Source organism: Geotalea toluenoxydans JCM 15764, from assembly GCF_001311985.1.
Lineage (GTDB): Bacteria > Desulfobacterota > Desulfuromonadia > Geobacterales > Geobacteraceae > Geotalea > Geotalea toluenoxydans.
Genome location: NZ_BBCJ01000027.1, coordinates 31,686 through 45,371, shown reverse-complemented (window position 1 = coordinate 45,371; position 13,686 = coordinate 31,686). Strand labels below are relative to the sequence as shown.

Genomic DNA, 13,686 nt, shown 5'->3' with positions numbered 1-13,686 from the left:
ATGTGGACGGGTATAATCCGGTTGTTATGGTGCACATGGTGTACAAGATCTTTATCAAGAAGTACCTTTAAGGGTATTGAATCTGCTGCTGTAAATGAGGTTTTGATATCCACAGATTGTTTCACCTGATTCCTCCATTATGTTATAAGCTATTGTTACCAGTTACAATGTGATAGAAATTTACGACTTTTTCCCTAAGTACTCTTTGATCCAGCCGGTTCAAGGCTAAATCGGAATTATATTTCGCGGCCCGGTTCACCAGCTCATCATCTGTAAGTGCTTTCCGCAACGCTCGTTCGACAATTTCAGGATCTTCCGGGGGAACCAGCAGCCCATTACATCCGTCGTTGATCCATTCATCAGCACAGGCAGTCCAGGACTGAACAGGAAAAGAACCCATTACCATAGCCTCAAGCAATGAAGTGCTTATAGCGTCACTTATACTTAAACCGATGGAAATTCGTGCGCGTCCATGCCAATGCAGCATTTCACGATGACAAGTCTCTTTCGGAATGATCACAACTGGTATACCGGTTGTATCCTGAAAAAGTTCAGCCGCAATTTCTACCTCCTCTGTTGCCGAATAGATTGCAAGTGTATAGCCATCCAGCAGGTCTGAGCAACGCTCAAGAGATCTCAAAGCCACCAGGGCTCGTCCCGCCCAGGTCTGGTATCCCTTTAACATAATAACTCGTCGTGAAGCAGAGTTCCCCTCATTACGGAATCCCGCAACCTCAGCAAGATCAAAACCGCCTGTATTAGGGAATACCGGTAACACTCTTCCTGTAAAACCAAACACTTTCGCCAAACAAACATCACGCTGGCATTCACATGAATAATAATTTGCATGAGTCAGAAGATCTCTAATTTGTTCTTTATGAGCCGCAAGCCGCCCAAACAAATATATGTCACTCCCCCAATTGGTCACAATCCATGGTGGAAACTCACCACGACAGAGTTTCTTAGCAGCCAGGGTCAGATAACCGGCATGCTGAAATTCCATTGAATGGACAACATCCGGCTTCAAACGATTAATCAGACGCGCCAATTGCTGCACCCGAAAACACGGCCAGTACCGATCCAGAATCCGCCGGCACAAAAAAACTGCCGGGAGCGAGGGGAGCGGTAAACCGTGCTTCCTTACATTACCTGAGCCTCGCTGAAATTGATAATAAATGGAATGATGGACTGTAACATCTGATATATCGGGGTGAACATATCCCCCATCACAACTCGGGAACAGATGGATATCCCATCCTTTGCCGGTCATCTGTGACAGCCATCTGGCCGTGTGAATACTGTCTGACAGGGCAACAATCAGAATTTTCATACAACTTCATCCTTGACCTTTATATAACCGAAAGGTCCCTGAATTTCCCGATCATTGTCAAATCGTTGCTTTCATGGAAGTGTCAATCATTGCCTTCAAAATAAAAGATATGTATCCTTTTGCTTCCATCAACAAAAGGCAGACAAACAACTTACATTTTTCAACAAGAGCGAGTTCACCAATGTTCCTGAATGAATATCTACTAGCTTGAAGCGCTGCAGAATAACATCCTCTCTTTTGATAACTGTTTGCGATATAGGCATAAGCGTTTGGGAGAGGCTTCCCGCTAGCCTCAATCAACTCGACTGGATCAATCTCATGAACAAAATTTTTCAAAAGTTCGTCAACCTCCCGCATATGAAGGCGGTTCATGATAATTGTCCCCTGTTCTTCGTGTCGTCGGGAATGGATGAGCCGCTTTGGTTGATGAACAATCGGAAAAATCTTTGCGAATCTAAACCAGAGTTCATAATCCTGCGTTGTCCGTAAGTCCTCATTGAACATCCCTACCCGTTCAAAGCAACGGCGGGGGATGAGAGTTGTGCAGCCATGAATCGGATACCGCACTGTTAGAGCAAAACACATATGCCCTGGCTGCGGAGGATCAATCAAGTCAATTGCTTCAATAATCTCCGATTGTGCATTTATGAGATCATAATCCCCATATAGAATGGTTTCAGGGGATGTTTGCGAGTGAAGAAAGGCAATTTGGCTGGCTATCTTGTCAGGATAAAATACGTCATCATGGCTAAGCCACGAGACATATTCGCCGCGCATTTTATTTATTCCCATATTTAAGGCAGAAGCAACCCCGCCATTGCATTTCCGAAAATAACGAACTTTATCTCCGTATGACAAAGCTATTTTTTCCGTTTCCCCTTCATCCGTAGAACCATCATTAATAACAATCACCTCAATGTGGTCATATGTCTGCGACAGGGCACTGTCGATTGCTTCCTTTAAGTAGTTTGCACCATTGTAAACAGGGATTATTATCGAGACAGTACTATCGGTTACATTTGATCTATTCATATACGTTTAGTTGTCCAATCAAAATCAGGCCGGAAATACCCGCCGCACTCTCCTAAGAAATCACGTCTGACTGTGATTGTATCATTAACATTTATTTTGATAATATCGGTAAGCGTCAGCACATCAGAAAATGATCTGCCAAAAAGATTCATAGTAAAAGTGAATATCCTGTTATTGAGGAGATAGCCGGGAATAATACAAATGCTGCGATAAATCCCTTCAGGCATAGCTCTGCCATACCACATCGGCTCTCCGTTGTTGATAGAGCTAAAGAGACAAGTATTGTCAGTATCATAAATTATTAGCGTAAGCCCAATCGAAGCTCCGGCATTTTTAACCCTGAAAATAATTTCAAGATGGATTTCTGTATCTGTTGTAATTTCGTTCAAAACGGACCCATTGCTATCACAAACGGCAACCTTAAGAATTACAGCTGAGGCATTTTGCGGCGCTGTATCATTATCGAGCCATTCCTGAACATGAGTTTGATCACCTATACCACCAAGATAGGCGCTGATTGAAGTTTCCACATGACCGTCACTCTTAAGCTCTCCTCCATGAAACAAGATGGCACGACTGCACAGAGCACGAACTGCTGTCATATTGTGGCTTACAAATAGCACCGTCCGCCCTTCTTTTCCGACATTCTCCATCTTTCCCAGGCACTTCTTCTGGAACTGTGCATCCCCTACCGCCAGCACCTCATCTACGATCAGTATTTCTGGTTCCAGGTGCGCAGCCACGGCAAAAGCTAAACGGACATACATACCAGATGAATAATGCTTTACCGGGGTATCGAGAAACTTCTCAATCTCGGCAAAATCAACAATTTCGTCGAACTTCCGCCGGATCTCTTCCCGCTGCATTCCCAGGATGGCACCATTCAGAAAAATGTTTTCACGGCCGGTCAGTTCCTGATGAAAGCCTGTTCCCACTTCCAGCAGGCTCGCTACCCTCCTTTGATCCTTATGCTCCCTGTCGTTGGTTCCGTTATGCGGGAGAGTATCTTGAGGAGTGTGGATTTACCGGCGCCGTTACGGCCTATTATACCGATTCTGTCCCCCTGCCTAACTTCGAATGAGACATCTTTCAAAGCCCAGAAATCTTCGGCGGCAGCCGCAAGATTCGATAAGCCGGTGGAGGATTTCCTGAATGGAGCTGCAACATTTCTACTGAGAGATGCCATGCAGTTGGCGAGCAATTCTCGCAGGGAAGAGGCCTCCTCACGCCGCCGATGAGAAATTGTGTATTTTTTACCGAGTGTTTCGACTTTAATTATGGTGGACATAAATTATTTCTGTAAAGAGAATTCAAGGTCTCTGGCATGAGGGGCAATCATATCACGTCCGCCAGTATTCTTTCTGTTTTACGGAAAAACCAGAGTCCTGTAATCATTAAAACTGATGACAGTACCGTTGAAAGTAGAATCCCCGGCAAATTGAGCTCGCTTGAACCTTTCAGTAAAGCCCATCTGAAACCGTCAATCACTCCCACCATTGGATTCAGTGCATACAACAAGCGCCACTTTTCAGGGACGATGCTGCTGGCAAACCCGACAGGAGAAACATACAGGCCAAACTGCAGCAGGAAGGGAACCAGATAACGAAAATCACGATACTTGACATTCAAAGACGAAAACCAAAGTCCCGCACCGGCAATAGGGAGAAAGGCCAGCAACAAAAACAAAGGCAGTGTAACAACTCTCCAATCCGGGAGATAATCGTACCAGAACATCATGACAGCCATGATTGCCAGCGAGATGACAAAATCTATCAAACTGACGATAATGCTGCTGCACGGAACGATGATGCGGGGAAAGTAGACCTTCGTCAGTAGGTTTGCATTGCCGATCAGAGAGCCGGAGCTTTCAGAAAGGGCATTGGTAAAAAAGTTCCAGGGAAGCATTGCAGCAATGACCAGCAGCGGATATGGCACACCGTTTGAGGGGAGTTTGGCAAACATGCCGAATATTATGGAAAAGACGACCATGGTTACCAATGGGCGAATAACACTCCAGGCAACTCCGATGGCTGTCTGCTTGTACCTGACCAGAATATCGCGCAAGGTCAGGAACCAGAACAGTTCACGGTACTCCCAAACATCACGCCAATAGTGAAGAGCTTGACGATTCGGCTCTATCAGTAATTCCTGCCGCCCGTTTTGAGTTTCCATTTCCATTCCATGGTTTCCTTGAGGATCAAGCATCATAAATGGGTCGCATGCGTTTCAGAAAAGGGAAAAGCTTCATTGCATAATAGCCTGAGAGGGCAATTGCTGACCATAAAAAACCGAAATTCCCGGCAATTACCCTCAATGATTCATCTAGACTGTGCCGATCGCTCACTCCACCTGGCCGGGCGTACCCTATGAAATCCGATGAATAGACAAAATTGGCCCCGCTTTTCATCAACCGCTGATTGAAATCAAAATCCGCATACACCGGGTAATGGCAATCAAAAGGAGGAGCAGGGTGGAGCGACTTGTTAACCAGGAGCGCCTGGTGATGGAGCGAATTGTACAGCTTCAGATGGAAATCGGCCCTGGCCTTGAAAAGCGTGTTTTCACCCATCATTACAGCCCCGTAGACAACATCATTCAGGCTGTAGCAGTCCATGTTCTGTGGAAGTGAAACTATCCTGTCCCCGGCGCCAATAAAAAGGATGAAACTGTCGCCCGCTGCGGTTGCCCACCCCTTGTTCATGGCATCGTAGATACCGTTATCCTTCTCACTAACCCAATAAGATATCTGATCAGCGTATTTTCTGATGATATCCGTCGTGCCGTCTGTTGAGCCTCCATCAATCACAATGTAGTCAAGCGCTGCGCGTGCCTTCTTCTCAATGACACTCAATATGGTCTCTTCAAGATGGCAAGCGTCATCCTTAACCACCGTGACAACCGATATTTTGACCTCTCCACTCATGCTTTCTCAGGGTACTCAGACATGACTTCATGATGCCGATCGTCACTGCCGCACAAAATCCTGAAAACCATCATAGCTCTATTCCATTTTCCCATGCAAATTCGCAGCAGAAGCGCCCCGACTATCACCAGCCAGACTGTTGGCATTGCTGCAGGATAAAATCGCCGGGTAAACAACAGACGGTTTCGGATACTGTAATAATCGCAAGTGTAACTTTTCTTTGCGGGATTGCTGCTGGTGCCGATACTGCCGCCAACCTTGTGATACACAATACTCCTGGCTGCATAACCAAGATTGAATCTGCCTTTAGCTCGAATCGCCCAGTCGGCCTCTTCAAAGTACAAAAAATAGTCCTCGCACATCAGGCCGACCTCAGAGAGAAACTGCCGCGATACAAGCATTGAGGCCCCCTCAACATAGTTCATCCATGATTCGGCCCGCTCCCGGTTTATTCTCCTTCCCCAGCGGGTAAAACGTCCGTAGTGCCAGGGGAGTCCGATCCAGCGGCAGTAGTGGCCGCCACCCAGCGCCTGCACCCGCTGGCGGTCATGATACATCAGAATGGTGGAGCCACAGATTCCAACTGATGGCTGCTGCTGCATCCGGGCCACCAGATGGGTCACAGCATCCGGTTCCACCACTGTATCATTGTTCAGCAGCCAGCAATAATCTGCGTCACCCCGCGCCATCACATAACGCAAACCAGCGTTGTTCCCACCTGCAAAACCTAGGTTTTCATCGATACGGATCAGCGTCAGCAGAGGGTCGGCATCCAGTGAACCACCCGCCTCACTCTCATCACTCAGACACTGAACAAATGTCAGCTTCTGCTGCTCAGCCCAGTTCCTGATTTCCTGTAGCGATTCACAAGTGGAGCCATTGTCACAAAGTACGACACGGAAATCCGGGTAATTCAGGAGGAGCAGGCTTTCCAGACATTCAGCCGTATCGCGCCAGCCATTCCAGTTGACAATAATGATATAGACACGGCTCACGAATAAATGCTCCAGGCAACCATCACTGTCCAGAGGAGGCCGACAATAAAAAGCACTTGATCCTTTAGAAGCGATTCAGTCGGGTCTCCACCTCCATCCGACCTTACCCTGAATATATAACGAAGCAGACCGAAAAGACATAGCGGAACAGTAAAGACCAGCCTCTGCTTGCTGATCGAATACATCTCATAGGTGACAATCAGCGCCCCACCGGTCATGTACATAATCCCGTCCAGAAAACTTGCGGATAGAGTGCAAGGACTCCGCGGTGGGAAGATGCGCTCCCGCCCAGCGCACGAAACTCTCCAAGGCGTTTCCCGGCGCAGAGGAACACGGAAAGCAAAAGCACACACATAAAGAGCCAGGGAGAAACAACAACATGAAACGCCTCTCCCCCTGCTTGCATCCGAAGCAGAAATCCGGCGGAAACACAGAACAGATCCACGACAGGAATATTTTTCATCCAGAGGGAGTAGCCGATTGAAACTGCAGCATACAACAGCAGAAGCAAAAGAAATGGTCCTGAAACCGGAATCGCCAGGACTATGCCGCAGCACAGAAGAGCTCCCGATAATACGGCGGCGATGAAAGGGCTTACTTTCCCGGAGGGAATAGGCCTCATTCGTTTCCCGGGATGACAGAGGTCTCGTTCCCGATCCATAATATCATTAAAGAGATAGCCGGCGCTCGACACCAGACAGAAAGCTGCAAAAGGAAGAATCCCTGCTGAAGGCATGCCTGGCTCCAGGAGGTGCCCCCCCAGAAAAGACGGGAAGAACAACATCAGATTCTTCAGCCATTGCGAAGGGCGCAGTATTGAAATATACGCTGTGATCATTTATTGGCCAGATTTCGTACTTGTTTATATGCAGCCAGGCGATAACAGGCATCAACCGGTGCTTCGGAATATGCCTTTTTGAAAAAATCTGAAGCTTCTGCAGGTGAACGGATTGAAACTGCAATCTGGCCACTGCGGTACAGCCAGAACGGATCTTTTGTTTTCGCATAGAGCAACCCGAATGTCTCTAGCAAATCGCGGGCCAGCGCGGGTTTGTCCTGTGCTGAGGCTGTCTCCAATCTCTTTCCGTCAGATTTTTGTAGCAGGTCCAGAAAATCCATTGACGCCATGTTCTTAGATTCATGCAACTGGAAAAAATAGCTTCGTGCTGCGCCGTATTCACCCTTCGCAATCATAGATCCCATCAGATTTGCCTTTATCAGCATCCTTATGGATGGTCGATTATTCAGCCGGTCGGCTTTTGCAAACATCTCTCCCGCTTCTTTTACTTTTCCATGTTGCATTAAAGCGGAGCCCAATTCATTGTATACCGCCCCAAAGTCCGGCGACTTGGCGACAGCATCACGATAAAAAGCCAGATTATCCTTCCATAGAAGATTGCGCTCCCTGCTGACGAATGCCATGCTGCAGAGGAGCAAAAACATGAAGGAGAAGAAAAGCTTATTTCGTTGGCTTCCCAGAACAGAAAGAATACCGCATGTCCCGAGGGAGCAAAGAGCTGTCGGGAGATACATGTAGCGCTCCGCGTACGGGGTCCAGGCGACATGCCCTGACGCCACGGCAACCGCGGGGAGGGACATTAACGCTGCAGCTGCAAACAGAAGCGGCGACAATCTGCGGCGCGTCAGGAACCCGGCCAGGAGCAGGAGAGCGAGCCCCCCCAACAGACCATAGTTGGCATCGACTTTTGAAATGGCAAAATTCAACGGTTGTGGAAAAAATATCTTTTTTACATAAAAACCGAAAGTGATGAGCGAATTATATGCGAACTCCCCAATACCGGCATTTTTTTCTGACAAAAAACGGACAATGGCCGTTGCGTCTCCACGAAGTAAGAAAGCCAACGCGGCAATCAGAATTCCAAGCAGACCCATTGCGCCTGTCGCCTTTAACCGTAGAGTTCGCTGGCCAGTGCCTGAAGAGGCTGGCCAGCCAAGAACCAGGAGCATCCCCGCAGGCAGAAAGGCCAGCGCAGTCTCCTTGGCCAGCAGAGCGCACAAGAAAAAGAAAATAAGAAGCACTGCATCCCACCACTTTGCGCCATCCAGCCAGCGAATTAGAAAAATTGTGGCAAGGAGAACAAACATAGCCGCCATGGGATCGGTCCTGCCTGCAATCCAGCTCACCGCCTCCACATTCAGGGGGTGAAGAGCAAATAACAGCGCGGAAAAGATCGGAATCAAGGGGGATGAATCAGGATAACAGGCTGAAATTCTGCGGGCTAGCAAAAAAACCAATATAACGCAGGCAACATGGAGCAGAACATTTTCCAAGTGCATGGTAACCGGTTCCATCCCCCAGAGCCGGCTGTCAAGGTAGTAGGACAACTCTACAAGAGGGCGATAATAGTATCTGTGACCCGGCAGCAAAATATCAAACAGAGTTGGAGGTGATGAATAGGAGGCAATGATACGGGCGTCGTCTATGAGAGTTACGTTACTGTCTAACGCTGGGCAATAAATGGCCAGAACAACAGCAATCAGTAACAGTGGGGCGAAAAGAGGGTGCCTCGGCAGGTTATTGCTGCGCCACGATCTCAAGAAAAAAGGCTCCATATCCTTCCGGCGAGGTTCAATCTTTGCTATGGATTGTTGTTTGCTGCCAGACTGTTGAATAAAAGGTTGTAAAGCGGCTTTTTCCAGAAAAAGCTCTTCAGTCAAGCCATCCGGATAGGTCACAGTCACATCGTACCCTTCAACGCCGCGCTGAAGAATGGTTTCGACACGGTCCACAACAAGCATCCGCCCCTTGTTTATAACACCGACCCGATCGCATACCTTTTCCACATCATCGGTAATATGGGTACTGAAGAAGACACTTTTACCCCGTTGCTTGAGATCCAGAACAATGTCCTTGACGAGCGCACGTCCAATCGGGTCAAGGCCGCTCATCGGTTCATCAAGGATATAGACGTCAGGATCGTGAACCAGTGCCTGCGCCAGCCCCACCCTCTGCACCATCCCTTTGCTGTAACTGCGCATGGGGCGTTTGCGGGCCTCCCAAAGATCAAGCCGCCTGAGCACTTCTTCCGAACGTTGTGCAAGCAAAGCTTTTTGCATCCTGAATTGGGAACCGACGAAGGCAATATACTCTTCCGCGCTCAGATAATCATAGAAAGCAGGATTTTCCGGAAGATAGCCAACAGAGCGACGCGACTCAGCATTACCGGTATCCATTCCCATTATCTTCGTTGTTCCGGAGGTTGGGCGTAACAAGCCCATCAGCAGCTTTATGGTCGTGCTCTTGCCGGCGCCATTCGGCCCCAGAAAACCGAAGACTTCCCCCGCGGAAATCGTAAGCTCAAGATCCTTCAGGGCATCAACCTTTGCCATTCGTTTTCCGGTAAACTGCTTGCACAAACCTGTTATCTCAATGGCGTTCATCTGTTCTCCCGCTTAATTTCTTACCTTACTTTTTTGACCCCAAAAGCAAATTTGCTGGTTGTGGCAACCTTACCGCCAGGTTCTAGAAAAAACCGCCCGCCATAGGGATCGACAGGAGGTGGCGTGAGAAATCCGGCAACAATCAATTGTTCAATGTTCAGTGGCGTAACACCGTGTAATTCCCTGAACTTGTCGCACGCCACCTCAATCCGCTTCACTTCCCTGAATGCACTTAAACGTGTCAACAAGGTTTTTTTTAAGGTCTGGTTTCTCTCACCCTTTGCCATTGTCGAAAGATATGCAATGGCCAAATCGGTCTGCCCCGATTCCTGCAAGTAGCGACCGGCTAACTGCCTAAAAAGGAAATTGCCGCTTAAATCTCCAGCCAGTTTATAATATTCAGCCGCCTTTTTATAATCGTGCATAAAGAACGAACTGTTGAAGCCGGCAAAATATGGTAGCTGCCAGTCCCATGTGCGGTGCTTCATGCCATAGTCAAGCAAATCATTAGCCACCTTGAATTGTCTGGCATCCCACGTCAAAAAACCTTGCGCGAAGTAATAGGCATCTTTGTTGTATGGATCCAGATGCACCGCATTATGAAGCAAACGCGACATACCCTGTAAATCAGGCTGCTGCTCAAATATGCTTCCTTCCGGAGCTTTCTCCATCAGACCGCCAAAATATACAATTACCTTGAACACCAGTGACTCTGCGACAAGCTCTTTCTGATCTGCGCTGAGCGGCTTAAGCAGTTTGACACTTGGCAGATACCCGAGCTTTTCTTCAACAGGTTTGTTGCGCATATATGAAGTAAACGGACCGATAACCAGACAATAGGATACAAGTCCAAGCAGAAGCATGGTAACCGGTGTTCGCTGGGTCATTTCATCTCCCTTCGGCCGAACACGAAGGCAGCGCCACCAAGCAACAGTGTGGTGTACACACAAAAGTAGGCGACTGTCAGCAACAGTCCGGACATACTGGGAGCGAGGCCGTAAATCGCGTTCACCTTCAGATCAAAACTGGAGAGATTTGGCAACAGATAGTAGAGCACCGCAACCAGGGGCTTCAAGACCGGAGAAATCACTTGGGCGGAAGACGTGGAATTAACATAGTCAAAAACCTGCTGAGTAATACCGCTGGCCATAAAGGTGCAAATTGTACCGAAGATGGGTAAAAAAAACGAGGTGCTGACTGTTGACAGAAGAAGCGCCACCCCTACCAACAGTATGTATTTGAGTGTTGAAAACACGATGGCCAATACGATAAAACTCCAGACAATCGGGCGTTCAGAAGGGTAGATTCCGCAAGCGATTTTGACCATTATACAGGCCAGACTGCCAAGAAGCAGCGAAGTCAAACAGAGAAAAAGAGCCGTACCGAAAAAACGACCCAACAGGTATGAACACCGGCTAATCGGCAGACTCAGCACACTGAAGGTATAGCGGCGCTCCATGTCCTTCCAGATCGATGTAGCGCCCAGGAATACTGATAAAAGCAGCAGGATAAAGGAAATAAGGGACAAGGAAAGGGTAATGGAAAGCTCCGTAACCTGGCGCATTGAAAGCGAAGCCGCGGAAGGTATTAACAGAAACAGTACAACCAGTGCCATAATTCCTTGAAAAACACGGTCACGGAATATCCCCTTTAACGTAATTGTCATAATTGAAAACATGTTATCCCCTTAAACCAAAAAAGAGCGGAGCACCAACGCACCCCGCCCCGTTATCTTGCCGGTTAAGTATTTAGCTTAATATTCCGTCCAGCCAGTTCCGGCAGCAAAATTCGTTGAGCCTACATCACTATTCCCTACTTCAGAAGCAGTTAACGTAGTAGCAACAGAGGATTGCTTCCAATAAATCTTGGTAGAATCGTTGGAAGTACCTGACCATTTTGTGCCGCTTAGATGCTTGCAGGCAATTACATAACCTGCACTGGTTTTATTGGCAGCATCAGCTGTAAAAATCACAACACCACCTACGCCTTTGGACGTGCTTACCAGTCTGTTATTCATTTTAGCAGCTTCAGTAGAATCAGGGGCACCGAAAATAGCGGCCCCAGTATTAGAGGCCGCGCCGGAAGCCAAAGCGCCAGCAGCCGCAAAAGCATTGGCTCCATATGATAGTAAAGCAACAAGTGATAAAATTATAATTTTTTCATAGTAACCTCCATTTCTTGACAATAATTATTGTTGATAGTAAGCAGCAGGATATGTCTGGAAATCGGCGTTGTATGCTCCAACCCGGTCTTCCAGTTCTTCACGTCTGAGTTTCCAGCGCTGTTGTAAGCCTTCTGCCGATAGGCGGAAAACTGCGGGATGGCGATGGCCGCCAGGATGCCGATGATCGCCACGACGATCAACAGCTCGATGAGGGTGAAGCCCTTTTTGCTTCTGAGTTTCTGTAACATAGGTGTTTCTCCTTTCAATTGGTTTGCATCCAACTTTTAATGCGGAACTGTTTTTCAGATTAGCAAAAGTCAGGCCGCTTTAGAAGAGGAAAATATCTCAAAGAATACAGGTAGTTCCTTCGAAGAAATCGGATTTCAATCGATGGCCTGACAAAATGAGTAAGAATGAGATGACAATTTTTGACACCCCTTCAATCATTCTTCTTCCATCCCGAATTTGGCAAGCCGATATCTAAATGAGCGGAAAGTCATTCCTAAAAGAGATGCCGCGTTCTTTTTGACCCCTTTACTCTTTGCCAACGCTCGCAGCAGAAACCGCTTCTCTATTGCATCCAGGTAAGCTTCTAGGTTTATACCTTCGTCGGACAACTCTTCAAGGCTTTCTGAAACGGAAGCTCTGTTACAATTTAATACTTGTGGTGGCAGACTTTCCAGAGTTATTGGCTTGCCGCCAAGGATAACGCAGCGTTCTATTAAATTTTCAAGTTCGCGTACATTACCAGGGAAGGAATAGTTGATGAGCACATTCATAGCCTCAGACAAAATCACAGGACCGGCCCCATCGTATCCAGTAACTTTCTTGTAGAAATGTTCAGCGAGATAAGGAATATCCTCAACTCTCTCCCTAAGAGATGGCATGTGTATGGGCACAACATTTAAGCGATAAAAGAGATCTTCACGGAAGGTACCTTCTTGGGCCTGCTCTTCCAGGTTTTTATTTGAAGCAGCTATTACTCTGACATCCGCCTTAATTGAAGCAACCCCACCCACCCTTCTGAATTCCCGCTCCTGCAAAACTCTCAGAAGTTTTGCCTGCAGTTGCAGTGGTACTTCTCCGATCTCGTCAAGAAAGAGGGTTCCCCCCTCTGCCTGCTCAAAAAGCCCAGGTCTATCGGCAACAGCCCCTGTGAATGATCCCTTTTTATGGCCGAACAGCTCTGCTTCCATGAGCGTCTCTGGAATTGCACCGCAGTTGACTGCAACAAAACGTTTCTCACGTCTTGGGCTATTATAATGGATTGCCTTGGCAACAAGCTCCTTTCCCGTACCGCTTTCACCAAGGATCAGAACATTGGCCATGCTCACGGACACTTTTTCTATGAGATCATAGATGTCCCGCATTTTTTTACTCTTGCCGATGAGCCCACTGAAACTGTATCGTTCTTGAACAACCTCTTTCAGGCGGCGGTTTTCCTTTTGCAAGTGACTCTTTTCCAGGGCGTTCTTAACCAGCACCTTTACTTCTTCCACCTTGAAAGGCTTCGCAATGTAGTCATAGGCACCACGTTTCATCGCTTCGACCGCCTGCTCTGCGGTTGTAAAGGCCGTAATCATTAATACTGCCGTTTCCGGACTCTTTTTCTTTATCTCTTCCAGGAGTTGCATACCATTTAGCCCGGGCATGTTAACATCGGAAATGACCAAATCAAATGGGCACGCTTGGAGAACTGTCAATGCACTGGTTGCATTTTCGCTCTGCTGTACTGCATACCCTTCTCTTTCCAACAGGATGGCGAGAAATTCCCGCATGCTCTGTTCATCGTCAACAACCAAAATATTTGCAGCCACGCAACCCCCTCTGTGCCTTATTT

At 47.6% G+C, this 13,686-nt stretch carries 13 protein-coding genes and 1 pseudogene; all 14 read right to left on the bottom strand.

Going from position 1 to position 13,686, the window contains the following annotated elements:
- Window positions 1-142 precede the first annotated feature (142 nt).
- The 14 genes and pseudogenes from JCM15764_RS16185 to JCM15764_RS16130 all read right to left on the bottom strand — a co-directional run bounded on the left by JCM15764_RS16185 (window position 143) and on the right by JCM15764_RS16130 (window position 13,663).
- Entirely contained in the window at window positions 143-1,330 is a 1,188-nt protein-coding gene (locus JCM15764_RS16185) for a glycosyltransferase (protein ID WP_054697559.1), read from the bottom strand.
- Between the two features lie 57 nt (window positions 1,331-1,387).
- Window positions 1,388-2,362 (bottom strand): glycosyltransferase, encoded by a 975-nt coding sequence (locus JCM15764_RS16180; protein ID WP_054697556.1) that lies wholly within the window; start codon window positions 2,360-2,362, stop codon window positions 1,388-1,390.
- A pseudogene (locus JCM15764_RS24520) lies at window positions 2,359-3,548 on the bottom strand (ABC transporter ATP-binding protein). Before JCM15764_RS24520 ends, JCM15764_RS16180 begins: the two are co-directional and overlap by 4 nt.
- Before the next feature lie 149 nt (window positions 3,549-3,697).
- Window positions 3,698-4,540 (bottom strand): ABC transporter permease, encoded by an 843-nt coding sequence (locus JCM15764_RS16170; protein WP_054697553.1) that lies wholly within the window; start codon window positions 4,538-4,540, stop codon window positions 3,698-3,700.
- 19 nt (window positions 4,541-4,559) lie between these two features.
- Complete coding sequence (locus JCM15764_RS16165) at window positions 4,560-5,285, bottom strand: glycosyltransferase family 2 protein (protein ID WP_054697550.1); 726 nt, start codon at window positions 5,283-5,285, stop codon at window positions 4,560-4,562.
- A complete protein-coding gene (locus tag JCM15764_RS16160) occupies window positions 5,282-6,280 on the bottom strand; it encodes a glycosyltransferase family 2 protein (RefSeq protein WP_054697547.1) in 999 nt (332 codons plus the stop codon). The genes JCM15764_RS16165 and JCM15764_RS16160 overlap by 4 nt, the downstream gene beginning before the upstream one ends.
- Window positions 6,277-6,504, bottom strand: a complete 228-nt coding sequence (locus tag JCM15764_RS28655; protein ID WP_369412351.1) for a UbiA prenyltransferase family protein — start codon at window positions 6,502-6,504, stop codon at window positions 6,277-6,279. The genes JCM15764_RS16160 and JCM15764_RS28655 overlap by 4 nt, the downstream gene beginning before the upstream one ends.
- On the bottom strand, window positions 6,495-7,016 hold the full coding sequence (locus tag JCM15764_RS28650) for a UbiA family prenyltransferase (protein WP_369412350.1): 522 nt from the start codon (window positions 7,014-7,016) through the stop codon (window positions 6,495-6,497). Before JCM15764_RS28650 ends, JCM15764_RS28655 begins: the two co-directional genes overlap by 10 nt.
- 98 nt (window positions 7,017-7,114) lie before the next feature.
- The gene (locus JCM15764_RS27075) at window positions 7,115-9,682 is read right to left on the bottom strand and encodes an ATP-binding cassette domain-containing protein (RefSeq protein ID WP_279384500.1); all 2,568 of its coding nucleotides are present in this window, start codon (window positions 9,680-9,682) and stop codon (window positions 7,115-7,117) included.
- A 20-nt stretch (window positions 9,683-9,702) separates the two neighbouring features.
- Window positions 9,703-10,569 (bottom strand): tetratricopeptide repeat protein, encoded by an 867-nt coding sequence (locus JCM15764_RS16145; RefSeq protein ID WP_054697544.1) that lies wholly within the window; start codon window positions 10,567-10,569, stop codon window positions 9,703-9,705.
- Window positions 10,566-11,360 (bottom strand): ABC transporter permease, encoded by a 795-nt coding sequence (locus JCM15764_RS16140; RefSeq protein WP_054697541.1) that lies wholly within the window; start codon window positions 11,358-11,360, stop codon window positions 10,566-10,568. Before JCM15764_RS16140 ends, JCM15764_RS16145 begins: the two co-directional genes overlap by 4 nt.
- 75 nt (window positions 11,361-11,435) lie before the next feature.
- Window positions 11,436-11,867: a hypothetical protein gene (locus JCM15764_RS24515; RefSeq protein WP_243689205.1), complete on the bottom strand. Its 432-nt coding sequence runs from the start codon at window positions 11,865-11,867 to the stop codon at window positions 11,436-11,438.
- Window positions 11,831-12,094, bottom strand: coding sequence for a type IV pilin protein (locus JCM15764_RS27070; protein ID WP_279384499.1), 264 nt, complete (start codon window positions 12,092-12,094; stop codon window positions 11,831-11,833). Before JCM15764_RS27070 ends, JCM15764_RS24515 begins: the two co-directional genes overlap by 37 nt.
- A 195-nt stretch (window positions 12,095-12,289) precedes the next feature.
- On the bottom strand, window positions 12,290-13,663 hold the full coding sequence (locus JCM15764_RS16130; protein WP_054697538.1) for a sigma-54-dependent transcriptional regulator: 1,374 nt from the start codon (window positions 13,661-13,663) through the stop codon (window positions 12,290-12,292).
- Window positions 13,664-13,686 lie beyond the last annotated feature (23 nt).